Raw genomic sequence first — 23,087 nt, forward strand, 5'->3', positions numbered from 1 at the left:
TCACTTCTTGCGGCTACCCGCCGCGAGGGGAAATAAAACCAGCTTTTCTCTCTGGTTGCCGCGCCGGAGCACGACTTCGTTTGGACCTACATCTTCCAGCACTGCGCCACGGAACATCTGGCCCTTGCGTACAATCTCGCCGTCGATCACGGCAACTTCACGGCCTTCATGCCCCTTGCCGACCAGGACCGATTGCAGCACAGGCTTTTGCGGACCCACGGGTACCGGCACCGAGCCCGGCGCCAGCAGCTGCATGGCCTCCGGCGGCGGGCGCGTAGGATCGGCCAGGCCGCCGTGCGACTGTGCATGCGCCAGCAGCGGTGCGGCCAGCAGTGCCGCGGCTAACAGTCGGGCGCTCATAGCGTCATCCATTTCTCGTCCAGGCTCAGGGTGTACAGGGTCAGCGTCAGGGTCGCAGCCGGGTAGCTGCGCGCATCCAGCTGCGCGCGGCCCCAGAACACTTGCTGCGGCGAGTTTTCCAGCGATTCCATGTAATCAAGCATGTCCAGGTAGGCGCCCTGCAGCACCACTTCCACGCCGTGACGGTACAACAGTTCGCGCTGGCCCGCCGCAGGCTTGCCATCGGCGCCACCCAGGCCGCTTGCCGGCAAGGTACGCAGCGACAGCAGCCTCAATTTGCCGTTCGAGCGCAGCAGCTGCTGCATCAGCGAGCTCATTTTCTCCGGCGCGACCAGGCCATTCTGCATGGTGCGCAGCGAGCCGGCCAGCTTGGCCGCCTCGCGGTTCAATTCCGCCAATCGCTGCTGTGCCGCCAGGTCCGGGTTGGCGCCGAAGGCCGCCATCCGCACGCCAATCTCGATATTCGCAGCCTCAACGCGCTGGTTCTGCTGGCGGATCTCGTCGGCCAGCTGCTTGTTCCGCGCAAACAGCGGGTTCAGTACCAGGATGTGCAGGGCATACAGAACAACGGCCACCGCCGCCGCAAACACGGCAATGCGTTCGCGCAGGGTCATGCCGTCGATACGGCTGCTCAGCTTAGCCCATAGCGCCTTCATTTCGCGCCCTCCTTGGCCTGGGCCGGTTCAGCAGCCAGGCGGAATTCCACGAACGGCGCACTGGCCGGAGCGGACGCCCCGCCGCCAGGACGCGCAATCTCCAGGCTGCCAAAGGTTTTGCCTTGCAGGACAGCTTCACGCGTCAGGCGCTGGATATAGCCCGGCACCAGCTCCGGCTGCAGCGCCCGGCCCTCCAGCCCGATTTCCTTGCCTGCACCGACCACGTTCAGGCCGGTCAGCCACACGCCATCGACATGCTGCCGCGCCAGCGCGCGGAAATACTCCGAATAGCCGGCGGTATTGCCCAACTCACCGCGCTCCAGGATGCCCTGCACTTCATGCAGCGACTTCAGCTCCTGCTGCATGCGCGCCAGGTCCGATTCCAGCGCCTGGCTCTTTTGTTTCGGCGGGAATTCCTTGGTCACCTGGGCCAGCCGCGCCTCGGCCGCCGCCGCAGCGCTCTTGCGGGCGTTCACGGCTTGCTCCAGCTGCGAGGTCTTGATGGCGCCATACACCGCCAGCAGTACCGCGCCGACGGCGATCACCCCCAGCGTCTGCACCATATGGACAGCAGTAAAAATCTTCTTCTGCTTGAGGAAAATCGGATTGAAAAGGTTGATCTGCTGGCTCACAGGACCACCTCCTCCTGGCGCAGGGCGGCACCCAGCGTCAGGAAATACCGTACCTGCTCTTCAGGGTCCAGCAAACTTGGCGCATCGGTCAGGTCGAACACATCGCCCAGGCCGAAGGACTCAACCGGCATGTACATTTGCGCCGCCAGGAAATCCTGCAACGACGGCACACCGGTCGGCGCCAGCATCAGGCGCGAGATGCTGATGAAGTGGTACTGGCGGTCAAAGTGGTCCAGCGAGCGTTGCAGCTCCAGCGCGATCTTGTCGAACGAGGCGTGGCGGCGCTCCACATCCTGTTCCTGCACCATGGCCAGCGTCACTTCCAGGTGGCGCGCCAGGTACAGTTCCTTGTTGTAGCTGACGGTCAGCAGGCCGCCGGCGTCGCTGAACGACAGCATGGCCAGCCCGCGCCCCTCCGGCTCCAGCAGGGCCGAGATATTCCGTTGCGCCATTTCGGGAATGTCGATCACGGACAGCGGCGCCTGCGCCTCGGCGAACAAATCCTGGCGGGACTGGATCAGGCTATTGCGCGCCGCAATCGCGAACATCGAATGGGCGCGGTTGCCGGCGTTCTTGTCGACCGGGATATCCAGCACGTCGATGGTGGCGTCGTCGATATGGAAGTCCAGCATGTCTTTCAGGCGCCAGCGCACGGCGGTCTTCAGTTCCTCTTGCGGCACATTCGGCGCCTCTACCTGCAGCAGCTGGTATTCGCCGCCCGCCAGCAAGGTGGCGCCCACATAGCCCGCGGCATACGCATCGCGCGCCGCGCGCCCCAGGGCCTCGGCGCCGAGGCTGGGCGACGCTGCGTGAAATGCCGCAAGCTTGACGATTGGTTTGGCGGCAGGCTGGCGCTCGACGCGCGCCACGCAGATCCCATCCGCGTGGAACGACGTCACAAGAATGCCTTCTTTTTTTCTTGCCCTAGAGAAAAAACGCATGCCGCCAATCTAAAAAGGAAACGTTACGCGAGGTTCGCGACGTAGATGATTGATTATATTCAAGATTGCATTACACTTTTACTAAATTTTCACCAATTATCAATTTTTTTCGGCTACGTTGTTACAGCCTTGACACATTCTGTTGCCACATGGTCTGATTCCGTATGATTTTCCGCGCAATCCTCGCCATTTTCCTTTGGTGCGCCGCCACTTTCGCGCACGCGCAGACCTATTCCTGGCCTGCCGACCTGACGAAGTCGGACTTCAATTGCAACCTGATCGCAGCGGGTGAATACAACTGCCCGTCGATGAGTTTTTCGAAGGACGAATACATCGTCATCACGTCGCCCATCACGGTGCACGTGAACGGCAGCTTCAAGGCTGCCAAGAACTTCATCATCCCGCAAGGATCGCCGCTGCTGCTGGACGTGAACGGCGAAGTGACCTTTTCCAAAGACATGAATGCCTACATGGACATCAAGTCCACAGGCAATATGTCCTTCGCCAAAAACACCATCCTGCATGGCGACCTGAATTCGACCAACGGCAATATCACCATCGCCAAGGACTCCCTGATCGACGGCGACGTCTTCACCAAATACCAGCTAAAGGTCGGCAAAAACAGCAGCATCTCCGGCAACTGCACCTACGCCACCACAAATTACATTTGCAGCTCCTCCACACCGCCGCCGTCCAGCAGCTTCGATCACTTCCTGGTCGAGCATGAAGGCACCGGCCTGACCTGCCAGTCCTCCGAGATCACCATATGGGCTTGCTCCGGCCCGAGCAGCGGCGGCACCTGCACCACCACTACCAACGGCGTCAGCGGAACCCTGGAAGTTCGCAACGACTCCACTAACGCACTGGTTGGCAGCTACAACTTCACCATTCCAGCCGGCCAGACCTTCGCCACCGTCTTGGTTCCTTACGACCCTGCCAAGGTTAAATTCCTCAAGCTTGGCACCACCACGGCCGGCACCACCTGCTGGGATGGCGATGCGGCCAGTTGCCAGCACACCTTCTTCGACGCCGCCTTCGATTTCGAGGTACCGGACCACGTTTCGGGAACCAGCCAGCCCGTCACCATCGCGGCCCTGCAGAAAACCAGCACCAACAGCTGCGCCCCAGCGTGGACCGGCACGTTCCCGATTTCCTTCACCTGTACTTATGTCGACCCTAACAGCGCCGCCCCGTCCGGAAGCCTGCCCGTCACACTGGAAAGCGGCAGCAATTCAGTTGCCCTGACCTGCGGAGGCGCAGCCAAGTCCCTCAGCATCCTGTTTGACTCCACCGGCAAAGGCCCGCTTAAAGTCACCTACCCCGATGCGGGCCGCATCGAGTTGGCGGCCACGTACCAGCCAAAGTCCATGTATGGCAACTCGACCTTTGTCGCTTACCCGCAGAAATTTGCGGTGACCTGGCCGACGCCGCGCCCCACAACCCTGGTCGCCGGCAGTCCGTTCAACGTCAACGTCACCGCCATGAACGGCGCCGAGACGCCCGTAGCAACACCGAATTTCGGCCGGGAGTCCACGCCTGCAATGGCTCAAATGACGTTCGCCAAATGCAAGCCCACCAACGGCGAGCCGGGCTTGTTCAGCGGGACGCTGAGCGCCTTCACGGCAGGCGTCGCAACCTCCACCGACGCGACCTGGGATGAAGTCGGCACCGGCGACATCACCGCGACCACTACCACCAACTACCTGACCACAGGCAAAACCATCACCGGCAGCAGCAATACTGCAAGCGGCGGCGCTTGCACCGGCCTGTTCGACCGCTTCCGCCCGCACCATTTCACGACCAAAGCCATTGCGCCCACGGCCTTCACATCGCCCGCAGCGCCTGCACCCCCAGTCGCATGGGCCTATTCCGGCCAACCGTTCACCGTCGAAGTCAGCGCATTCAGCGCCACCGGCAGCCCTACCCTGAACTACTACGTCCAGAACGCTGATATCTTCGCGCGCGAAATCACCTTTACCGGCTGGAGCAACGCCACGCCAAGCACCGCCAATCCAGGCCCCGGCTCGATGACCGTCGACAAGCTTGCGGCAACCGCCTTTACGGTGGCCTCCGACGGCGTCGCGACAGGCAATCCGGCTTACGCCTTCACTACGCCGCTCACCAAGCCCACCACGGTCATCGTCCGCGCCACAGATACCGACGGCACATCATCATCCGGCTACACCGAAGCGAGTGTGGAAATCCGCAGTGGCCGCGTCAGGATCAGCAACGCCTTCGGCCCACGCACACGCGACCTGGATGTGCCGGTACGCGTTGAGTACTACACCGGCAACTCCTGGCTGCTCAACCTGAATGACAACCAGACCGTATTGCCTGCGAGCGCCTTCGCCTTGACGGCGCCGAACCTGATGACTGGCGTCTCCGTCCTGACTGGCGCCACAATGACCGCAGGCACCGGTACCTTCCGCCTGAAGAAGCCGACCAACGCCGCCAATGACAACAACGGTTCGGGGCGCATCAATATCGCCGTCAACCTCGGGACGGCCACCGCCGACGCGTCCTGTTGGACAACCCACCCGCCAAGCACCGGTGCAAACATGACCTGGCTGCGCTCGCTGTACGGTCCTTGCAACACAACTTACACCCAGGACCCGATCGGCCGCGCAACCTTTGGCTCCACCAACCCTGAAAACCGCTCAACGATCTATGTGCGCGAGGTATTCAATTGAATCGCCGTGCGCAAGGCTTCACCGTCGTTGAGCTGATCACGGTGATGGTCCTGGTTGGCATCCTCGCGGCGCTGGCCATCCCGCGCATCGGGCAGATCGATGCATTCACATCTTCCGCCTATCGCAGCGAAGTGCTGAGCGCCCTGCACCACGCGCAGAAGAGCGCGGTCAGCCACCGCCGCCTGGTCTGCGCCACGGTCAATGCGAAGGCAGTCCAGTTAAATATTGCATCGAACTTTGGCGACCAGGCCTGCGGGCCGAAATATCCAAGCCCTGACGGCTCGGATTACGCCGCCCACGGCTCCGAAAAAGCGGAGAACGGCGCACTGGTTGGCGTGCCCTTGTACTTCCATCCGAGCGGCGAAATTACGACGGACGGCGCAGGCACCCTGTTCGCGTCAGGCATCATCAAGATCAGCGGCCAGTCGGACATTTCAATTGATGGAAGCACAGGCCATGTGGAATAAGTCGCAGCGTGGCGTCACGTTGATCGAGCTGATTGTCGCCATGGTGATCATCGGTGTTGGCCTGGCCGGCGTGATCGGCGTGCTGACGCGTACAGCCGTCACCAGTACCGATCCCATGATCACCAAACAAATGACCGCCATTGCGGACGGCATGATGGAGGAAATCCAGCTCAAGCCTTTTACCGGCGATGGCGCCCGTGCAGCAAATGGCTGCGACCGCAGCAACTACGACGAAGTGGACGACTACGCAGACTATGGCGGCTCCAGCGGCATCCAGGTATGCAGCATGGACGGCACGGTAGGCCCCGCCGGCTACAAGGTCGGCGTGCAGATCGTCAGTGGTTCCGGCGGCATCGTGACCGGCGCCATTCCAAACGGCGATACCCGCGAGATCACCATTACAGTCCGCAACGGCGCCAACAGCTACCAGCTGGTTGGCTGGCGCACCAATTTCGGCGGAGGCTGACGATGAAGGCAATTCAGCGCGGCTTCACCCTGGTTGAACTGATCATCGTCATGGTGGTCACCGGCATTCTTGCAGGCATACTGGTGACCTTCTTTATGCCCGCCATGGACAGCTATTTTGCCGGCTCGCGGCGCGCCATGCTGACCGATGCGGCGGATGGCGTGATGCGGCGGATGACGCGCGACATCCGCGTCTCGGTCCCCAATTCCGTCGCCATCCGCGCGAACGGGCCGGGCCCTTGCATTGGCATGCTTCCATCGTCGAGCGGTGGCCGGTACCGGACCGGCACCGATGTTGCGTGGGATAGCACCCATGCAAGTGTGGCCGACCAGTCCAAGCCTGTTACACCGGGTTTCAGTGTCGACACCTTCGACGCGACGACCTCGGTCAGCGGCAAGCAGAATGACTGGATCCTGATCGGCAACCAGAGCGAAAGCGATGTTTATACCGTGGCCAACCACGGCCGCCTGTCTGCCGATCTCGCGGCGCCCCCGCATGCCAACCTGGGTCACAAGCGCGTGACCCTGCAGGCGCCAATGCCGGTTCCTGCGGGCTATGATGGCGCGCGGTTCTTCGTTGTCCCCAATGCGCAGCAGGTTGTGGCTTACGTTTGCTCTGGTACGGGACTGGATGCGAAAGGAAATGGCACCGGGGTCCTGTATCGGGTGCGCGGCCATGCCATTGGCGCCCCTAATTACCGCAACTGCCCGGCGCCGGGCGCTGGCACGCCGGTCGTTGCGACACATATTTCGGCATGCACCATAAACTTCACGCCCAATCCGGGTGCGACCCAATTGAGCGGCCTCGTTGAAATGGACCTTACGCTGACTGAAGCTAACGAAAATGTGCGCCTGAAGTTTGGCGTCATCGTGGATAACGCGCCATGAAGATCCGCTACCAGAAAGGCTTTGGCTACATCGCCGCTGTGGTGGTCGTGGTCGTGCTGGCCGGGCTGGGGGTTGCTGCGGCTCGCCTATCGACCACACAGCAAACCGGCTCCAACCAGGACATGCTGTCGGCCCGCGCGTGGCAGGCGGCGCGTGCCGGCACTGAATGGGGCATGTATCGCGCGCTGCGCAACCAGAGCTGTGCGGCTGCCACGACTTTGAATATGGGGAACGGGTTCCGCGTGACGGTCAACTGCACGGCGAAGGTGTTTTTCGAAGGCGAGTACGAATCTGCGCCGGATAGCGGGGTCTTCCTACCGCAAGGCAAAACCGCGTTCACCATCACCGCCACCGCCTGCAACTCCAATGCCTGCCCGGACAACGCAGGCGTCACCAGCCTCGAATACACGGAACGCAGCCGCGTCGTTACCGCGTGCTCGCTGAATAACGCGGCTGGCACACCGACCGGTGTTTCGTGCTGACGAAAAAAAAACCAGGCCGCAGCCTGGTTTTCTTAATAAATCTCAGCGTTTAGCACGCGTCGGTCTTGCTCGAAATCACAGGTGCAACCGCGTCATCGGCCTTGTTGTTGTATTTGACGTAGCACAGCTTGCCCTTCTTGGTGCCTGCCAGGCTCTTAGGCACGAAAGCGAGTTCATCGTCAGTCGTCACTGGATTATTGTCAGTCTCGGCGGTGGTTGGCGCAATGACCGTGTAGTCATCAGACGAGATGCCGGCGACCGCCATCAGATTGTTCTGATCGCTGATCTTCATATAACCGGCGGTATCCACTGCAACAGTCACGCCTTCCGCAACCACCGTAGCGTCCTTGGAGCCACTTGCCAGCCACTTGCCATGAATCATGGAGCTCGCGCTGTTGAGCGAACCTTTCAGGCCACTTACGCTGGCGGCACGGGCGTCGCCGCCGAGGTCAACGAACTTTGGCAGTGCGGTTGCGGCCAGGATGCCGAGGATAACCATTACAACGATCAATTCGATCAGGGTAAAGCCAGACTGCTTTTGAGGGTGGAACTGTTTCATTAAGCTTCTCCAGATACTTTTGGTGTCGCGGCATTAATCTTCGGTTTGTTCCAGGGTTACACCGCCTATCCCTGGCCCCTCGTGATTATTTGTGATATTTGAGGGGTTCTGCGCAAATTTTACCTTGAAATTCAAGCGTTTCGCGTCGTTTCCTCCAAATAATTCTCGCTCTTTTAACAGATATGACAAGGTTGCCGTCGATTTGTCGAAGTACCAGTAACCATCCGGTACCACGCCAGGCTTCGGCGACTCAAATTCGCCTGCATAATTGGACGGCCGGCGCTCCAGCCATTCCATTGGATTCTGGCGCGCCAGTGCCTTCACTTCGGCCTCGTTCCCTCTTAGATACAACGAGACAGCCCTGCTAGCAAGGGCCGCACGCAAACTCGTTGCAACTTGCTGGACAGTAAGTCGCTCGCTCTCAACCTGATAGAACTGCATCTTCCGCAGCAATATCCCGCTCAGGATGGCGAAAATGATCACCACCACGGCGAACTCAAAGTAACTTGCCCCGCGTTGCCGCTTCTGTTGCGGCAAAGCTACATTAGATGATCTACGGATCAGCTGAGTGATCAATATCGTCATCGGCGCAGAGCCGTTTTGCCCAAATCCCAAATTGGCAGGAAGATGCCCAGCGCCAGTATCAGCACCATGACACCAAGGAAGGTAATCAGGATCGGCTCGATCTGCGCCGCCAGCGTCTTGAGCTCATAATCCACTTCCCGCTCGTACATCTGGGCGATTTCGTCCATCAGGTCATCCAGGGAACCGGACTCCTCGCCGACGGCGATCATCTGCAGCACAACCGGCGTGAACACAGCCGCCGTAACGGCGGTACGCAGGATCGATTCGCCGCGCTCCACGCCATCGCGCATTTGCTCGATGCGCGAAGTGAGGAAAGCGTTATCGACCGTTTGCGACACCACCGTCAGCGCCTGGACGATCGGCACCCCGCTGCGTGACGAGAGCGAGAAGCTGCGCGCAAAGCGGGCCATCGTGGCTTTGTGGACAATCTTGCCCGCGATGGGAATCCGCAGCTTGATGCGGTCCCACTCGTAGCGTCCATTGGTGGTCCTGATCCACGAGCGGAAACCAAAGAATGCAGCCAGGGCGCCGCCGGCCATCAGATACCAGTAGTTCTGCATGAAGCTCGAACTAGCCAGCAGGATGCGCGTCATCAGCGGCAGTTCGGCATTAAAGCTGTCGAACACCTTGGCGAAAGCCGGAATCACGAAGATATTGATCACCACCATCGCGATCACCATGGCGATGATCACAAAGGACGGATAGCGCAGCGCCGTCTTTACCCGCTCCCGCATGTCGCGGTCGAACTCCATGTGCTCGAACAGGCGCAGGAACACTTCCTCCAGCCGGCCGGTCATCTCACCCACGCGGATCATCGACAGGTAGAACGGTGAAAAGATATCGGCATGCCGGCGCATGGCGGCGGAGAGCTCGCGGCCAGAGTCGAGCGACTCGCGCAGGTCTTTGATCACGCGGCCGAACGATTTGCTGATGGCAGATTCCTGCAAGCCCGCCAGCCCGCGCATGATCGGCACGCCAGACTTGAGCAGCGTGTACATCTGGCGGCTGAACAGCTGCACGTCCATCGAGTTGACCTTTTTCTCGGTCAAACGCTCCCACAGGCTATCCTCGCTGGTCTTCTTGGCGACGGCCTTGGTGACGTTGATTTCGAGCGGCGTGACGCCGGTGCTGAACAGGTGGTCGGCGACGGCGCCGCTGTCGGCTGCCTCGTGCACCCCTTCCATCAACTCGCCGCGCGAATTGCGGCCTTTGTAGGCGAACAGCGGCACGTCAATCCTCTAACTGGTTACTGATGCGCATGGCTTCGGCCACCGTGGTGCGGCCCTGGATCACCAGCTGCACCGCGTGGCGGCGCAATGTCTGCCCGCCCATCTGCTGCGAAGCGGCCTTCAGGAACACGGCCGGATCGACGTCGTTGGCGGCATCCACCACCGACTGGGTCATCTCCAGCAGCTCATATACGCCGGTACGGCCACGGTAACCCAGGCCGTTGCAATGCGAGCAGCCCTTGCCGTAGAAGTAGCGGCCCATGTCCACCTTGTCCTTCAACTCAAGCCCCAGCCACTCATGCTCGCTCGGGGTCAGGGTGTACGGCGAGGTGCAGGACTCGCAAATCACACGCAGCAATCGCTGCGCCAGCACGGCTTGCAGCGAACTGCCGACCATGTAGCGCGGCACGCCCATATCCATCAGGCGCAGCGGGGTGCTGGCGGCATCGTTGGTGTGCAGGGTCGAGAGCACCAGGTGGCCGGTCATAGCGGCGCGCAGGCCGATTTGCGCGGTTTCCTGGTCACGCATCTCACCCACCAGCACAATGTCCGGGTCCTGGCGCAGTGCGGAGCGCAGCACGCGGGCGAAGTCCAGCTCGATCTTTTCGTTCACCTGCACCTGGTTGATGCCGGCCAGGCGGTATTCAACCGGGTCTTCGACGGTGATCAGCTTCTTCTCCATCGAATTCAGTTCGGCCAGCGCGCAATACAGCGTAGTGGTCTTGCCGCTACCGGTCGGGCCGGTCACCAGCACCAGGCCGTTCGGGCGCGCCACAATCGCTCGGAATTTCTCCAGCAGCGGTTTAGGCATGCCGATCGCGTCCAGGCGCAGCGTCATGCCGCTCTGGTTCAGCAGACGCATCACGATGGATTCGCCGTACTGGGTCGGCATGGTGGAAATACGGACGTCGATACGGGCGTTCTTTACGCGCACGGCAAAGCGGCCGTCCTGCGGCAGGCGCTTCTCCGAAATATCCAGGTCGGACATCAGCTTCAGGCGCAGCGCCAGTGCCGGCGCGATCTTGATATCGGCTTCGGTCTGCAGGTGCAGCACGCCGTCGATACGGAAGCGGATCTGCAGCCGGCCTTCCTGCGGTTCGATGTGGATGTCCGATGCGCGCACCTGGGCCGCATCATCGAACAGCGATTGCAGCAGCTTGACCACCGGCGCCTCTTCCAGCCCCGGGCTGGCGGCGGCCAGCGCGCCAAAGTCCACCGAGCCCTCGCCCATCTCCTGTTCCAGCTCGCGCGCCAGGCCGGAAATGTCTTCGGTGCGGCGGTAGATGCGGTCGATGGCGGCCAGCACCTCGGTCTCGTTGACCACGGCCAGCTCGATGGTCTGCTTCAGCAGGCGGGTAATCTCGTCGTACGCGAACAGGTCGGTCGGGTCGGACAGGCCGACCAGCATGGTGCCCTGGCGGTCCTCCAGCACCAGCGCGCGGAAGCGGCGGGCCTGGGTTTCCGGCAGCAGCCGCACCAGGTCCGTATTAATCTGGTAGAACTTGAGGTTGATGTAGGGGATGTTGAGCTGGCGCGCCAGCGCGCCGGAAATCTGCTCCTCGGTGACAAAACCGTGTTCAACGAACACCCGGCCCAGCTTGCGGCCACTGCGCTTTTGCTCCGCCAGCGCCATGCCCAACTGTTCTTCCGACAGCAGCTTTTGCTGCACCAGGATCTCACCTAAGCGAACCTTTTCCGGCCTTGTCATGCCCTATGCCCCGAATCCATATAGTCGTGGGCATTGTATGCGACTGCATCGTGCATGTATAGCAAAAGGCGTTGACGGATTGCTACACGCGCGACGAATTCTTTCCAGAAGTGTTCAAATTGCAGGGCCAATCCCACCAACGGACGCTCGCATATGTATACGCAGCATTTTGGCTTGCATGAGGCGCCGTTCGGCATTACGCCGAACCCGGCTTTTTTTTACAGCGGGAATACGCGCGGCGAGATCCTCTCTGCCCTGCTCTACGCTGTCACCCATGGCGAGGGCATCGTCAAGGTGACGGGCGAGGTTGGCTGCGGCAAAACCATGTTGTGCCGCATGCTGGAGGCCCGCCTGCCGGCCGAAGTCGATGTGCTTTACCTGGTCAACCCGACGCTGTGTCCGCAGGAGGTATTGCATGCGATCGCGGCGGAACTGGGCCTGGATACCGGCGGCCGCCGGGCGGATGAGGTGGTGCGCGCGCTGCACGCTGAACTGATCCGGCGCCATGCGGCGGGCCGCCGCGTCGTCCTGCTGGTGGAGGAAGCGCAGGCCATGCCGCTCGATACGCTGGAAGAAATCCGCCTGCTGACCAACCTGGAAACGGCCAGCAGCAAGCTGCTGCAGATCGTGCTGTTCGGCCAGCCGGAACTCGATGAGCACTTGTCGCTGCCGCATATGCGCCAGCTGCGCGAGCGCATCACGCACAGCTTCCACGTACCGCCCATGCCGCGCGACCAGATCCCCTTTTTCCTGTCGCATCGCCTGCGTGCAGCGGGTTACCAGGGGCCGGAGCTGTTCAGCCGTGGCGCGGTACGCCTGATTGCGCGCGGCTCGCGCGGCATCGTCCGGCGCATCAATGTGCTGGCCGATAAGGCGTTGATGGCGGCCTACGCGGAGGACTTGCCATACGTCAACTCCTACCATGTGCGCCAGGCGATTGAGGACAGCCGCTATTCGTGCGCGGTGGTCCACGGCAATCGCAGTATGATCGTTTTCGATAGATTCCTGGCAACTTGTTTCCGGCGGCGATCAACATGAAGAACCTTGCGGCTTCCCTGTTATGCGTCCTGCTTGGGGCTTGTGCGACGCCAAAGCTGCCCTTGTCCCCAACCCATGTGACGGAACCCGAACCGGTTGCCGGCACCATTCCGGAGCCGGTGCAGCTCAGCGCCGCGCCGCCCGCGCCCCGCCCCGCCGCGCGGCAGGAGACTTATAGCGTGTCCGTGCACCGGGTGCCGGTGCAGTCGGTGCTGTTTGCACTGGCGCGGGACGCGGGGCTGAATGTGGATGTGCATCCGGCCATCGAGGGCACGGTGACTCTGAACGCGCTGGACCAGACCTTGCCCCAGCTGCTGGCGCGCATCAGCAAACAGGTCGATATGCGCTATGAGCTGCAGGGCAAGAACCTGGTGGTGCTGCCGGACCAGCCTTACTGGCACCACTACAAGGTTGACTACGTCAATATCGCGCGCAGCACCAATAGCAGCGTGAGTATTGCGACGCAGATTTCCACTACCGGCGGCTCGGCGGCGGGCGGTTCGCCGTCCAATCCGGTGCAGGCGGCCAGCTTGTCGCTGGGCGCGGGCGGCAATAATAATTCGACGACCTCGGTCGCTAACCGGTCGGATAATAATTTCTGGTATAGCCTGGAGAAGAATGTCCGCGATATGCTGCGGCCAACGACGCTGAACGATTCGCTGGCCGATCCGTTGGCGCAAATGCGCGAGCAGGCCAATTCCATGCTGCAGCAGATGCAGTCTGGCGCGGCAACAGCGGCCGGCAACCCCGAAGGCGGCTATCCCGGCGCGCAGGCAGCGGCGGCGCAGGCACGTACGCCGGCCGGCGGCGGGGGCGCTGCGGGCGCTACCGCGTTCGGCCAGGGGGCATCGGCGCAGGCGCGCGGCGGGGCTTCCGTCGTGGCGAATCCCGAGGGCGGCTTGCTGTCGGTGCGCGCGAGCAGCCGCCAGCACGAGAAGGTGCAGGAGTTCCTGGACATTGTGCTGTCCACGGCCAAGCGGCAGGTGCTGATCGAGGCGACCATTATCGAGGTCAAACTGGGCGACCAGTACCAGCAAGGCATCAACTGGTCGCGCATCAATGGCCACGGCAAGCTGGGACAGGGCCAGGTCGGCTCCGTGCCGCTGCCGACCGGGATTGCACCGGGCACTTCGCCGGGCTTCTTCATTTTCGATTACGCCAATCCGGTGACACGTTTCGGCAATATCACAGCCACGATTTCGCTGCTGGAGTCGTTCGGCAAGGTCAAGGTGCTGAGCAGCCCCAAGATCAGCGTGCTGAATAACCAGACAGCGCTGCTGAAGGTGGTGGACAACAATATCTTCTTCACGCTCAAGGTGACGCCGGCGGTGCTGACCTCCACCGGCACGATCGCTACGCCGGCCACTTACGAATCCAAGGTCGAAACGGTGCCGGTGGGTTTTGTCATGAGCGTGACCCCGCAGATTTCGGCGGACGATGAAGTGACGCTGAACGTGCGGCCAACCATTACCCGCATTGTCGGCTCGGTGGAGGATCCGAATCCCGAACTGCGCAAGCAAGGGGTGATCAGCCGCGTGCCGATCATCCAGGCGCGCGAGCTGGAATCGGTGCTGAAGGTGCATAGCGGCCAGGTAGCGGTGATGGGCGGCTTGATGCAGGATTCGGTGGACAACACCAAGGACGGCATTCCCCTGATCAGCTCCATGCCGGTGGTCGGCAACCTGTTCTCCTACCGGAATGAGACGGCCAGCAAGACCGAGCTGGTGATCTTCCTGCGGCCGGTGGTGGTGAAGGATGCCAGCATGGCCGGCGACTACCGCGACTACCGCTACATGATGCCCTCCAAACCTGCGGAGGGCCTATGAGTTTGCTGATGCAGGCCTTGCGCAAGGCGGAACGTGCGCGTACCCAGAGCGGGCATGCGCCGGAGGCCGAGCCCGCGGCGCAGCCAGTCGAGGGTGGGCCGGCGTTTGCCGTCATGCCGGATGCCTGGCGCCTTGAGCCGCTGGATGCAACGGCGCTCGATGCGGCTCCGCCGGTGGTGCCGGCGCAGGAAGCCGCGCATGATCCGGTGCCGCCGCAGGCGCGGCATGAGCCCCTGTTCGCGGCCACTCCGCCTCAGACGCAGGCGACGCGCCAGGGCGGCAGCAGCACGCTTGGAGGCGGCGAGCCGGGCGGCCGCGCTGACAGTGCAGTCCGCGCCGGCCTGCACGCGCCCAGCCCGCCGCGCGCCATCGCCTCTTCGCAGCGGCGCCTGGTGATCCTGGTGGCGGCATTGGCCACCCTGCTGGCGGTGTTTGCCGTGGTCTATTGGCGCGCCTTGTCCGGGCCCGGACCGGGCGCGCGCTTGCCCATGGTGCCGATGCCGGCTGGCGCGGCCTTGCAAGGCGTACCGCCAACGGCCCTGCAAGGCACGTCCATACCGGTCTCGCCGAACGCACCGGCATTGCCTGTAGCCGAAAGCGGCGCAATGCCGCAGTCGGACGCGGTTGGCCTGGTCGTGGGCGCGGAATTGCAGCCGTCGATCAGCGGTGCCGCGCCTGCAACGCGGCCGAGCGCGGATGTGACCATCCCGACACCGGAGCAATTGGCCGCCATCCCCGATCCTGCGATACGGGCGGAAGCCATGCGGGATGCCGCCGAGCGTGCAGCACGGCAGGCGCGTAGCGAAGATGTGCTGGCGCAGTCGGGCGCCGCACCAGCGCCGCCCACCCAGCCCGTGCGGACGGCGGCGCCCGCGCACTCAGCGCCTGGTGCGCCTGGTGCGGCCGGGGTAGCCGAAGGCGCCGGCGTCGCGGCCGCTCCCGCTGCGAAGCCAAGGCGCAACGCGCGGGTGGCCGACGCTCCAGGCGCGGCGCGCAACCGCACAAGCACGACCGGACAAATCACGACTGCTGTCGGGGAAAATGGCGATGTCCGCTTTGTACGCGGTGCCGCGCCAGCCGGAATCGCGCCTGCCGTGCAAAACGGCTACGCCGCCCTGAAGACCGGCGACCTGGCCACCGCCCGCCAGCAATACGACCTGGCCCTCCTGCAAGACCCCAACAACCGCGACGCCCTGCTCGGCGCTGCCAGCGTGGCATTGCGTGAACGCGACAGCCAGCAAGCCGCCCGCAATTTCCTGCGCCTGCTGGAGCTCGACCCCAACGACCCCGAAGCCCTGGCCGGCCTGGCCGAACTGCGCCCCGCCGAACTGGAAACCAACGAAGTCAAACTCAAGGGGCTGGCCCGCCGGCACCCCGAATCCGGCCCGGTACAATTCGCCCTCGGCAACCTGTTCGCGCGCCAGGGCCGCTGGCCGGAAGCCCAGCAAAGCTACTTCCGCGCCTTCTCGGCCATGCCGGAGAACGCAGACTACGCCTTCAACCTCGGCGTCGGCCTGGACCACATGAACCAGCCGCGCCTGGCGCAAACCTACTACCGGCGCGCCCTGGAGCTGGCGCAAGCCAGCCCGCCCGCCTTCAACGTCGATGCCGTACGAAAGCGGCTGCAGGATCTCGAAACGCCGCCCCGATAAAGCACAATGGCCGACACGCAGAAAATCCCGCTCGGCAAACTGCTGATCCAGAAAGGCGTCATCAGCCAAGACCAGCTCCGGATCGCACTGACCGAGCAAAAGCGCAGCAACGAACCCCTGGGCAAGTTGCTGATCTCACTCGGCTTCGTCACCGAAGCGACCATGCGCGAGGCGCTCAGCGAGAACCTGAACACGCGCTCGGCCGACCTGAAAAGCCTGGTGGTCGACGCCCTTGCCCTCAAACTGATCCCGAAGGAAGTCGCCAAGCGCTATCGGGTCTTCCCCATCGTCTACGAACGCGACACCGACCAGCTGGTGCTGGCCATGTCCGACACCACCAACATCGTGGCGCTGGACCAGATCAGCGCCATGCTGGTCAAGGGCATCGCGCTGGTGCCGATCCTGGTCAACGATTCGGATATCGCCCATGCCATCGACCACTACTATGGCTTCGAACTGTCGATCGACGGCATCCTGCACGAGATCGAGACCGGCGAAGTGGCGCTCGATGCCGCCAGCGACGAATACAGCCAGCCGATGGTGCGCCTGATCGATGCCCTGCTGGCGGACGCGGTGCAGAACGGCGCCTCCGACATCCACTTCGAGCCGGAGCAAAGCTTCCTGCGCATCCGCTACCGCATCGACGGCATCCTGCGCCAGATCCGCAGCCTGCACCGATCCTACTGGCCCGCCATGGCGGTGCGCCTGAAGGTGATCAGCCAGATGAATATCGCCGAAACGCGCGCCCCGCAGGATGGACGGATTTCGATCCAGTTCTCCAGCCGCCAGATCGACTTCCGCGCCAGCACCCAGCCCACCACCCACGGCGAGAACATCGTGCTGCGCGTGCTGGACCGGCAGAAAGGCATCGTCCCGCTGGAGCGGCTTGGCCTGGCCGAGCACGAGCTGGACGTGCTGAAGCTGATGATCGCGCGCCCCGATGGCCTGATCCTGGTGACCGGCCCCACCGGCAGCGGCAAGACCACCACCCTGTACTCGATCCTCAACCACATCAACACCGAGACCATCAACATCATGACGATGGAAGACCCGGTCGAGTACCCGATGCACCAGATCCGCCAGACCTCCGTCAACGAAGCGGCCAAGCTGGGTTTCGCCGACGGCATCCGCTCGATGATGCGGCAAGACCCGGACGTGATCCTGGTGGGCGAAATCCGCGACAAGGAGACCGCCGACATGGCGCTGGCCGCCGCCATGACCGGCCACCAGGTCTATTCCACCCTGCACACCAATTCGGCCGTGGGCGCAATCCCGCGCCTGCTGGACCTGGGCGTGGTGGCGGATGTCCTGGCCGGCAACATCATCGGCATCGTGGCGCAGCGCCTGGTACGCAAGCTTTGCCCGCACTGCCGCCAGCCGATGCAGGCGGACGAACTGGAACGGCGCCTGCTTGGCCTGCCGCCGGACGGACCGGAAACCACCATCTACCGCGCCGGAGCCTGCGACCGCTGCGCCCACCAGGGCTATAAGGGCCGCATGGCGATCATGGAGCTGCTGCGCATGAGCGCTGAACTGGACGAACTGGTGGCGCGCCGCGCCCCGGCACGCGAACTGCGCAACGCCGCCCACGCCGCCGGTTTCCGCTCCCTGGTCGATGACGGCGCGCGCCGCGTGCTGGAAGGCTTGACCACGCTGGATGAAGTGTCGCGCGTGGTGGACCTGACTGAAAGGCTGACCTGATATGCCACAGTTCATCTACCGCGCCATGGATGCGCAGGGCAGCATCGTTCCGGGCAATATGGTGGCCCTGAACGTGCCTGACCTGGAGCTGCGCCTGCAGCGCATGGCGCTCGACCTGATCGATTGCCGCGAAACGCGGGTACGCAACCTGCGCATCGGCGGGCGCGCCATTACGCGGCGCGACCTGATCAACTTCTGCTTCCACCTGGAGCAGATGAGCAGCGCCGGCGTGCCGATCCTGGACGGCTTGCGCGACCTGCGCGACAGCACCGATAGCCTGCGCCTGCGCGAAATCATCACCGACCTGGTCGAGAAGATCGAGGGCGGCCTGCAGCTATCGAGCGCGCTGGCCGTCTATCCAGAGGTCTTCGACCAGAGCTTTTCCAGCCTGGTGCGCGCGGGCGAGCAAAGCGGCAAGGTCAATGAGGTATTCCGCGACCTGGCCGAAAGCCTGAAGTGGCAGGACGAGCTGGCGGCGCAGGCACGCAAGGCCATCACCTACCCTGCTTTCGTGCTGCTGATCGTTACCGGCGTGGTGTTTTTCCTGATGATCTACCTGGTGCCGCAGCTGACCACCTTCATCCGCAATATGGGCCAGGAACTGCCGCTGCATACGCGCGCCCTGATCGCCGTGTCCGACATCTTTATCCGCTTCTGGTACCTGCTGCTGGCGGCGCCGTTCGTGCTGTGGCAAGGCGCGCGCTGGTACCTGCGGCGCAGCGAGCGCGCTGCCTTCGCTTTCGACCGGCTCAAACTGCGCTGGGCACCGGTACTGCACAAACTGATCATGGCGCGTTTCGCCACCTATTTCGCGCTGATGTATTCAGCCGGCATCCCGGTGCTGGACTGCATCCGCCTGTCTGAGGGCATTGCCGGCAACCGTGTCGTGGCGCTGGCCATGCGCCGGGCGCGCGAGCTGATTTCCGAAGGCCAGCCGATTGCGGCAGCCTTCAAGCAGGTGGGTCTGTTTCCGCCGCTGGTCGTGCGCATGCTGCGGGTGGGCGAATCCACCGGTGCGCTGGACGCCACATTGCGCAACGTGGCCTATTTCTATAACCGCGAGGTACGCGAGCGCATCGAGCGCATGCAAGCCATGATCGAGCCGGCCATGACAGTCATCCTCGGCCTTTTGCTGGGATGGATCATGCTGTCCGTGCTCGGCCCGATTTACGACACCATCAGCTCAATCAGGATCTAAGCCATCATGCGCAAACTATTACTCCATCTAAGCGCCGAGAAGATGTGCTGCTGGACGCGGGAACGCGGACAGCTCAACGCCGGTCCATGCTTCGCGCCGTCGGCCGACGGCATGCAGAGCTTGGCCGATTGGCTGGACGGATTCCAGGATACCCCGGCGCTGCTGCTGGTTGACCTGGTCGAGGAGGACTTCCAGCGCCACTTGCTGCCGCACGTGCCGGGACGCGCCGGGATCGCGATGCGCCAGCGCCGCCTGGTCCAGGCCTGGCGCGAGACGCCGTTCCGCAACGCGCTGGTGCAGGGACGCGAGGAGGAAGGACGGCGCGACGACATCGTGCTGTTTGCGGCGCTGACCAATCCGGGCACGGTGCAGCCGTGGCTGGACGTGCTGGAGGAGGGCCGCGTGCCGCTAGCCGGCATCTATACGCCGGCCTTGCTGGGAACTTTCCTGCTGACCGAGGAGGCGCGCGAGGTCCCGCACCTGCTGCTGGTATCCGAACATGCCGCCGGGATCAGGCAAACCTATTTCCAGAACGGGATGGTGCGCTTCTCGCGCCTGGCGCTGGCCGGCGCCAATGCCGAACAGGAGGCGGAACGTACGCGCCAGTTCCTGGCTGGCGCCCATCTGCTGCCGCGCGATGCGGTCTTGCAGGTGCAGGCCCTGATGCCCTTGGCGCGCATCGCTTCGCCGCCAACGGCAAATACCCCTCCCCTGCTGGACTGGCGCGCCATGCCCTTGCAGGAAGCAGCTGCGCGCCTGCGGCTGGCGGCAGCGGATAACGCCGACGAGCTTTTGCTGGGTGTCATGGCGCGCACCGCGCCCGAGTCCCACTATCCGCTCGGTGCGCGCCAGCGCTACTTCAGCTTGTGGCGCACGCGCCGCACCCTGTATGCGACCAGTGCCGTGCTGGCCGTGTGCTGCGCGCTGTGGACGGTGGCGAACATCGTTGCCTACTCACTGGCGCGTGGGCATGTGCAGGAACTGAAGGCGGAGGCGCGGGGTTTCAACAGCGCTTACCAGCTGAGCATGTCCAGCATGCCGCCTGCGGTCGACAAGACGGCCAATATGAAGGCCGCGGTGCAGATTGCGCAAATGGTGGCGCGCCAGGGGCCGTGGCCGCAGGCGGTGATGGCGATGCTGAGCGAGGCGCTGGAGCGTTCGCCGCAGATTCGCCTGACGCAACTCGACTGGCGCGCCAATGCGCCGGGCGTGGCGCCGGTGACGGCCAGCAGCGCGGTGCCGGGCATGGCGACGACAGCGGCTCTGGTGGCGCCGCAGTCGTCCTTATTGATTGGCATTCCCAAGGCGCCGTCGCAGCAAATGCGGCTGCAGGCGGAGGTGCTGGTTGAGCAAGACGACTACCGCAACGTGCTGCTCAGCATGAACCGGTTTGCGCAGGAGCTGGCGCGCACGCCGGGCATGCAGGTGGAGGTTGAGCAGTTGCCGTTCGATGTGCGCCCCAGCGTCAAGCTGGCGGGCAAGGCCGGGGTTCCCGGCGGCGTGGGGGAGCGGTCCAGGTTCACTTTGAACATAAGGTGGTCGCCATGATACAGCTGCGGGATTTTTCCCTGGTGCGGAATGCGGTGCTGGTGTTCCTGGCCACGCTGGCGGTGTCGCTGCTGGCGGTGTCGCTCAGCATGTGGCAGTTGCGGCAGGCCCGTTTCGACGAGGCGGCCCAGTTGCTGGAACGCGATGGGGCGCGCTCGCGCCTGGCGCACGCGGAATCGGAGAAGGAGGAAATCCGCCTCTACCAGCCGCAATTTGTGGAGCTGCGGCGGCGTGGGCTGGTGGGTATGGAGCGGCGGCTGGATTGGGTGGAGGCGATCCGGCAAATCCAGGAGCAGCGGCGCTTGCTGCCTTTGACTTATGAGATTGAGGTGCAGCAGCCGTATCGGCTGGAGACGGCGCTGCCGACCGGCGATTATGCCTTGCTGGGCAGCCGCATGGCTTTGCATATGGACTTGCTGCACGAGCTGGATTTGCTGAACTTCCTGGCCGACCTGCGGCTGGCGGGGACGTTCGCGGTGCAGGATTGCAGCATCCGGCGCGCTGCGGCTGCGGCCAGTCCGATCGCGGGGGCTGTGGCGCCCACCCTCAATGCCGATTGCACATTGAACTGGCTGACGCTGACGCCGGCGCCGGCTGCGCCCGCGCGAGGGGCGGCGTTATGAAGTGGGCCTGGCCAGCGTTGCTTCTCTTGCTGGCGGCGCAGGCTGGCGCGCAGAGTTTTGTCAGCATGGGGAGGTTGTTCACCACACCCGGCGAGCGCGCGCAGCTCGATGCGCAAAGGAGCCAGGCTATCCAGTCCGGCACGGGCGCGCTGGCGGGCGTGGGCGCGCCGGCGGCGGCAGCAGAAGCGGTGGGCGCTGGCGCGGAGCCGGCAACGCTGCCAGGCGTGGCCGCACCGCCCGGCAATGCGGGTGCGGGCCGCGTGGACGAGGCGCCGCAGGCGGCGGGTCTTCGGCTGGATGGGGTCATACGGCGCAGCAATGGACGCGACGTAATGATCATTAACGGCGAGGTCCAGCCTACGCCGTCACGCGGTGCGCTGCGTGGCGGTGTGCGGTTGCAGAGCGAGGGCCGCAGCGTCACGCTGAAGCCGGGGCAGCGCTACGATCCGGCGACGGGAGCTATCCATGAAGCCGCGCGCTAGGCAGCAAGGCGCCACCCTGCTGGCGCTCCTGCTGATCGCCACAGTGGCGACGGCCGCCGTGCTGCTATCGGCATTCAGCGGCAGCAGCGTGGAGCGGGCACGCGAACAGCGCACGCACGCCCTCCTCGCCCAGGCCAGCGAAGCGCTGATCGGCTTCGCCGCCCTGCACGGCCGCCTCCCCCGCCCCGGCACGGGGCGCGAGCGTGCGCAGCCCTGTGCCAGCGAGGCCGATTGCACCGGGCTGCTGCCGTGGCGCGACCTGGGGCTGCCGGCGGCGGACAACTGGGGGCATGAGTTGCGCTACAGCGTAACGCCCGCCTTCACCGTGGCGCCGCTGGCACGGACGGCCGTCATCGCGACCAAGCGCGTGCTCTCGCGCGACGCCAACGGAACACTGTTCTTCATCGCCGGCCAGGAGTCCTGCACCCTGGCGGCCCAATGCGCGCCCGCCGTCATCCTCTCGCGCGGCCGCAGCGACACGCTCGATAGCCAGGACGAAGCCGGCAACCTCGCGGCCTCGGTCGACTTCATGCAACGCCCGCGCAGCAGCGAGCCACGCGCGCCCGGCGGCGTCTTCGACGACCTGCTGGTCACCATCCCGCTGCACACCATGTACGAACGGATGGCCGCCGCCAAAACACTGCCATGAGCCGACTACGCCCAGCCTTCACCCTGGTGGAAATGGCCATCGTCCTGGCCATCGTCGGCCTGCTGCTGGGCGGCCTGCTGGCGCCCCTGTCCGCGCAACAGGAACAGCGCCGCATCGCAGAAACCACGCGCGCGCTGGAAGAAGCGCGCGACGCCCTGGCCGGTTTCGCCGCCCGCAATGGCTATCTGCCCTGCCCCGCCATTTCCGCCGCCAACGGCCTGGAAGACCGCAGCGGCACGCGCTGCAGCAACGAGCGCCGCTTCGGCTTCCTGCCCTGGGCCACCCTGGGCCTGCCCAAACTCGACGCCTGGAGCCATCTCTACCTGTACAGCGTCACGCCAGCCTTCAGCGACAGCGGCGCGCCGTTCCGCCTCAACACCCCGCGCGACATCAGCATCGCCAGCCGCGATCCCAGCGGCGCGCTGGCGCCGGCCAGTGCCCAGAACGACATCCCTGCGGTGGTCCTGTCGCAAGGCCGCAATGGATTCGGCGCCTTCAGCGACGCGGGCGTGCAAGCCGCCGATATGGGACAGGGCAACGCCGACGAAAAAGCCAACTTCCAGACCGATGGCCGCCTGTTCGTTGCCCGCGGCCAGGCCGACAACCCTGCCGCCGCGGGCGGCGCCTATGACGACATCGTCGTGTGGCTATCGCCGAACATCCTGTTCAACCGGATGCTGGCCGCCCAACGACTTCCATGAAAGGAAA

General features: G+C 63.8%; 23 protein-coding genes. 15 read left to right on the top strand and 8 right to left on the bottom strand.

Going from position 1 to position 23,087, the window contains the following annotated elements:
- Genes AAHE99_RS04435 through AAHE99_RS04450 form a run of 4 tightly spaced genes read right to left on the bottom strand, consistent with a single transcriptional unit; the run spans window position 1 to window position 2,547 of the window.
- A complete protein-coding gene (locus tag AAHE99_RS04435) occupies window positions 1-360 on the bottom strand; it encodes an MSHA biogenesis protein MshK (RefSeq protein WP_342114801.1) in 360 nt (119 codons plus the stop codon).
- Window positions 357-1,016: a hypothetical protein gene (locus AAHE99_RS04440; protein WP_342114802.1), complete on the bottom strand. Its 660-nt coding sequence runs from the start codon at window positions 1,014-1,016 to the stop codon at window positions 357-359. The genes AAHE99_RS04435 and AAHE99_RS04440 overlap by 4 nt, the downstream gene beginning before the upstream one ends.
- A complete protein-coding gene (locus AAHE99_RS04445) occupies window positions 1,013-1,648 on the bottom strand; it encodes a PilN domain-containing protein (RefSeq protein WP_342114803.1) in 636 nt (211 codons plus the stop codon). Before AAHE99_RS04445 ends, AAHE99_RS04440 begins: the two co-directional genes overlap by 4 nt.
- Window positions 1,645-2,547 (bottom strand): agglutinin biogenesis protein MshI, encoded by a 903-nt coding sequence (locus tag AAHE99_RS04450; RefSeq protein ID WP_342114806.1) that lies wholly within the window; start codon window positions 2,545-2,547, stop codon window positions 1,645-1,647. Before AAHE99_RS04450 ends, AAHE99_RS04445 begins: the two co-directional genes overlap by 4 nt.
- A gap of 206 nt (window positions 2,548-2,753) precedes the next feature.
- Here AAHE99_RS04450 and AAHE99_RS04455 point away from each other — a divergent pair, with 206 nt between their 5' ends.
- Genes AAHE99_RS04455 through AAHE99_RS04475 form a run of 5 tightly spaced genes read left to right on the top strand, consistent with a single transcriptional unit; the run spans window position 2,754 to window position 7,581 of the window.
- Window positions 2,754-5,279, top strand: coding sequence for a DUF6701 domain-containing protein (locus tag AAHE99_RS04455; RefSeq protein WP_342114808.1), 2,526 nt, complete (start codon window positions 2,754-2,756; stop codon window positions 5,277-5,279).
- Window positions 5,276-5,746 carry a pilus assembly FimT family protein gene (locus AAHE99_RS04460; RefSeq protein ID WP_342114812.1) on the top strand — a complete coding sequence of 157 codons (471 nt, stop codon included), beginning with the start codon at window positions 5,276-5,278 and terminating at the stop codon, window positions 5,744-5,746. The genes AAHE99_RS04455 and AAHE99_RS04460 overlap by 4 nt, the downstream gene beginning before the upstream one ends.
- A complete protein-coding gene (locus tag AAHE99_RS04465; RefSeq protein WP_342114815.1) occupies window positions 5,736-6,212 on the top strand; it encodes a prepilin-type N-terminal cleavage/methylation domain-containing protein in 477 nt (158 codons plus the stop codon). The genes AAHE99_RS04460 and AAHE99_RS04465 overlap by 11 nt, the downstream gene beginning before the upstream one ends.
- 2 nt (window positions 6,213-6,214) lie before the next feature.
- Window positions 6,215-7,099 (top strand): PulJ/GspJ family protein, encoded by an 885-nt coding sequence (locus AAHE99_RS04470; RefSeq protein ID WP_342114818.1) that lies wholly within the window; start codon window positions 6,215-6,217, stop codon window positions 7,097-7,099.
- On the top strand, window positions 7,096-7,581 hold the full coding sequence (locus AAHE99_RS04475) for an MSHA biogenesis protein MshP (protein WP_342114821.1): 486 nt from the start codon (window positions 7,096-7,098) through the stop codon (window positions 7,579-7,581). The genes AAHE99_RS04470 and AAHE99_RS04475 overlap by 4 nt, the downstream gene beginning before the upstream one ends.
- Window positions 7,582-7,630: 49 nt before the next feature.
- On the opposite strand, the gene AAHE99_RS04480 is transcribed toward AAHE99_RS04475, so the two are convergent.
- Genes AAHE99_RS04480 through AAHE99_RS04495 form a run of 4 tightly spaced genes read right to left on the bottom strand, consistent with a single transcriptional unit; the run spans window position 7,631 to window position 11,662 of the window.
- Window positions 7,631-8,140, bottom strand: a complete 510-nt coding sequence (locus tag AAHE99_RS04480; RefSeq protein WP_342114824.1) for a type II secretion system protein — start codon at window positions 8,138-8,140, stop codon at window positions 7,631-7,633.
- Between the two features lie 33 nt (window positions 8,141-8,173).
- A complete protein-coding gene (locus AAHE99_RS04485) occupies window positions 8,174-8,725 on the bottom strand; it encodes a type II secretion system protein (protein ID WP_342114827.1) in 552 nt (183 codons plus the stop codon).
- Window positions 8,722-9,954: a type II secretion system F family protein gene (locus AAHE99_RS04490; protein ID WP_342114829.1), complete on the bottom strand. Its 1,233-nt coding sequence runs from the start codon at window positions 9,952-9,954 to the stop codon at window positions 8,722-8,724. Before AAHE99_RS04490 ends, AAHE99_RS04485 begins: the two co-directional genes overlap by 4 nt.
- A 1-nt stretch (window position 9,955) precedes the next feature.
- Window positions 9,956-11,662 (bottom strand): GspE/PulE family protein, encoded by a 1,707-nt coding sequence (locus AAHE99_RS04495; RefSeq protein ID WP_342114831.1) that lies wholly within the window; start codon window positions 11,660-11,662, stop codon window positions 9,956-9,958.
- A gap of 153 nt (window positions 11,663-11,815) precedes the next feature.
- Between AAHE99_RS04495 and AAHE99_RS04500 the strand changes: the two genes are divergently transcribed.
- Genes AAHE99_RS04500 through AAHE99_RS04545 form a run of 10 tightly spaced genes read left to right on the top strand, consistent with a single transcriptional unit; the run spans window position 11,816 to window position 23,080 of the window.
- Window positions 11,816-12,700, top strand: a complete 885-nt coding sequence (locus AAHE99_RS04500) for an ExeA family protein (protein ID WP_342114835.1) — start codon at window positions 11,816-11,818, stop codon at window positions 12,698-12,700.
- Window positions 12,697-14,526 carry a pilus (MSHA type) biogenesis protein MshL gene (gene mshL / locus AAHE99_RS04505; RefSeq protein ID WP_342114838.1) on the top strand — a complete coding sequence of 610 codons (1,830 nt, stop codon included), beginning with the start codon at window positions 12,697-12,699 and terminating at the stop codon, window positions 14,524-14,526. Before AAHE99_RS04500 ends, mshL begins: the two co-directional genes overlap by 4 nt.
- Window positions 14,523-16,178 carry a tetratricopeptide repeat protein gene (locus tag AAHE99_RS04510; RefSeq protein ID WP_342114840.1) on the top strand — a complete coding sequence of 552 codons (1,656 nt, stop codon included), beginning with the start codon at window positions 14,523-14,525 and terminating at the stop codon, window positions 16,176-16,178. The genes mshL and AAHE99_RS04510 overlap by 4 nt, the downstream gene beginning before the upstream one ends.
- 6 nt (window positions 16,179-16,184) lie before the next feature.
- On the top strand, window positions 16,185-17,879 hold the full coding sequence (locus AAHE99_RS04515; protein WP_342114842.1) for a GspE/PulE family protein: 1,695 nt from the start codon (window positions 16,185-16,187) through the stop codon (window positions 17,877-17,879).
- A gap of 1 nt (window position 17,880) precedes the next feature.
- Window positions 17,881-19,077, top strand: a complete 1,197-nt coding sequence (locus AAHE99_RS04520) for a type II secretion system F family protein (protein WP_342114844.1) — start codon at window positions 17,881-17,883, stop codon at window positions 19,075-19,077.
- A gap of 6 nt (window positions 19,078-19,083) precedes the next feature.
- Window positions 19,084-20,625, top strand: coding sequence for a hypothetical protein (locus AAHE99_RS04525; protein WP_342114848.1), 1,542 nt, complete (start codon window positions 19,084-19,086; stop codon window positions 20,623-20,625).
- On the top strand, window positions 20,622-21,248 hold the full coding sequence (locus tag AAHE99_RS04530) for a hypothetical protein (RefSeq protein WP_342114850.1): 627 nt from the start codon (window positions 20,622-20,624) through the stop codon (window positions 21,246-21,248). Before AAHE99_RS04525 ends, AAHE99_RS04530 begins: the two co-directional genes overlap by 4 nt.
- Complete coding sequence (locus AAHE99_RS04535) at window positions 21,245-21,730, top strand: hypothetical protein (protein WP_342114854.1); 486 nt, start codon at window positions 21,245-21,247, stop codon at window positions 21,728-21,730. Before AAHE99_RS04530 ends, AAHE99_RS04535 begins: the two co-directional genes overlap by 4 nt.
- Window positions 21,714-22,379 (top strand): hypothetical protein, encoded by a 666-nt coding sequence (locus AAHE99_RS04540; protein ID WP_342114856.1) that lies wholly within the window; start codon window positions 21,714-21,716, stop codon window positions 22,377-22,379. Before AAHE99_RS04535 ends, AAHE99_RS04540 begins: the two co-directional genes overlap by 17 nt.
- Window positions 22,376-23,080, top strand: a complete 705-nt coding sequence (locus AAHE99_RS04545) for a type II secretion system protein (RefSeq protein ID WP_342114857.1) — start codon at window positions 22,376-22,378, stop codon at window positions 23,078-23,080. Before AAHE99_RS04540 ends, AAHE99_RS04545 begins: the two co-directional genes overlap by 4 nt.
- Window positions 23,081-23,087: the final 7 nt, after the last annotated feature.

It is taken from the genome of Pseudoduganella sp. OTU4001, from assembly GCF_038440195.1.
Classification (GTDB): Bacteria; Pseudomonadota; Gammaproteobacteria; order Burkholderiales; family Burkholderiaceae_D; genus Rugamonas.

Excerpts from the sequence above, each read along its gene's own strand:
- AAHE99_RS04435 (WP_342114801.1), bottom strand. The coding sequence starts at position 360 with ATGAGCGCCCGACTGTTAGCCGCGGCACTGCTGGCCGCACCGCTGCTG.
- AAHE99_RS04440 (WP_342114802.1), bottom strand. The coding sequence starts at position 1,016 with ATGAAGGCGCTATGGGCTAAGCTGAGCAGCCGTATCGACGGCATGACC.
- AAHE99_RS04455 (WP_342114808.1), top strand. The coding sequence starts at position 2,754 with ATGATTTTCCGCGCAATCCTCGCCATTTTCCTTTGGTGCGCCGCCACT.
- AAHE99_RS04465 (WP_342114815.1), top strand. The coding sequence starts at position 5,736 with ATGTGGAATAAGTCGCAGCGTGGCGTCACGTTGATCGAGCTGATTGTC.
- AAHE99_RS04470 (WP_342114818.1), top strand. The coding sequence starts at position 6,215 with ATGAAGGCAATTCAGCGCGGCTTCACCCTGGTTGAACTGATCATCGTC.
- AAHE99_RS04475 (WP_342114821.1), top strand. The coding sequence starts at position 7,096 with ATGAAGATCCGCTACCAGAAAGGCTTTGGCTACATCGCCGCTGTGGTG.
- AAHE99_RS04480 (WP_342114824.1), bottom strand. The coding sequence starts at position 8,140 with ATGAAACAGTTCCACCCTCAAAAGCAGTCTGGCTTTACCCTGATCGAA.
- AAHE99_RS04485 (WP_342114827.1), bottom strand. The coding sequence starts at position 8,725 with ATGACGATATTGATCACTCAGCTGATCCGTAGATCATCTAATGTAGCT.
- AAHE99_RS04495 (WP_342114831.1), bottom strand. The coding sequence starts at position 11,662 with ATGACAAGGCCGGAAAAGGTTCGCTTAGGTGAGATCCTGGTGCAGCAA.
- AAHE99_RS04500 (WP_342114835.1), top strand. The coding sequence starts at position 11,816 with ATGTATACGCAGCATTTTGGCTTGCATGAGGCGCCGTTCGGCATTACG.
- mshL (WP_342114838.1), top strand. The coding sequence starts at position 12,697 with ATGAAGAACCTTGCGGCTTCCCTGTTATGCGTCCTGCTTGGGGCTTGT.
- AAHE99_RS04510 (WP_342114840.1), top strand. The coding sequence starts at position 14,523 with ATGAGTTTGCTGATGCAGGCCTTGCGCAAGGCGGAACGTGCGCGTACC.
- AAHE99_RS04515 (WP_342114842.1), top strand. The coding sequence starts at position 16,185 with ATGGCCGACACGCAGAAAATCCCGCTCGGCAAACTGCTGATCCAGAAA.
- AAHE99_RS04520 (WP_342114844.1), top strand. The coding sequence starts at position 17,881 with ATGCCACAGTTCATCTACCGCGCCATGGATGCGCAGGGCAGCATCGTT.
- AAHE99_RS04525 (WP_342114848.1), top strand. The coding sequence starts at position 19,084 with ATGCGCAAACTATTACTCCATCTAAGCGCCGAGAAGATGTGCTGCTGG.
- AAHE99_RS04530 (WP_342114850.1), top strand. The coding sequence starts at position 20,622 with ATGATACAGCTGCGGGATTTTTCCCTGGTGCGGAATGCGGTGCTGGTG.
- AAHE99_RS04535 (WP_342114854.1), top strand. The coding sequence starts at position 21,245 with ATGAAGTGGGCCTGGCCAGCGTTGCTTCTCTTGCTGGCGGCGCAGGCT.
- AAHE99_RS04540 (WP_342114856.1), top strand. The coding sequence starts at position 21,714 with ATGAAGCCGCGCGCTAGGCAGCAAGGCGCCACCCTGCTGGCGCTCCTG.
- AAHE99_RS04545 (WP_342114857.1), top strand. The coding sequence starts at position 22,376 with ATGAGCCGACTACGCCCAGCCTTCACCCTGGTGGAAATGGCCATCGTC.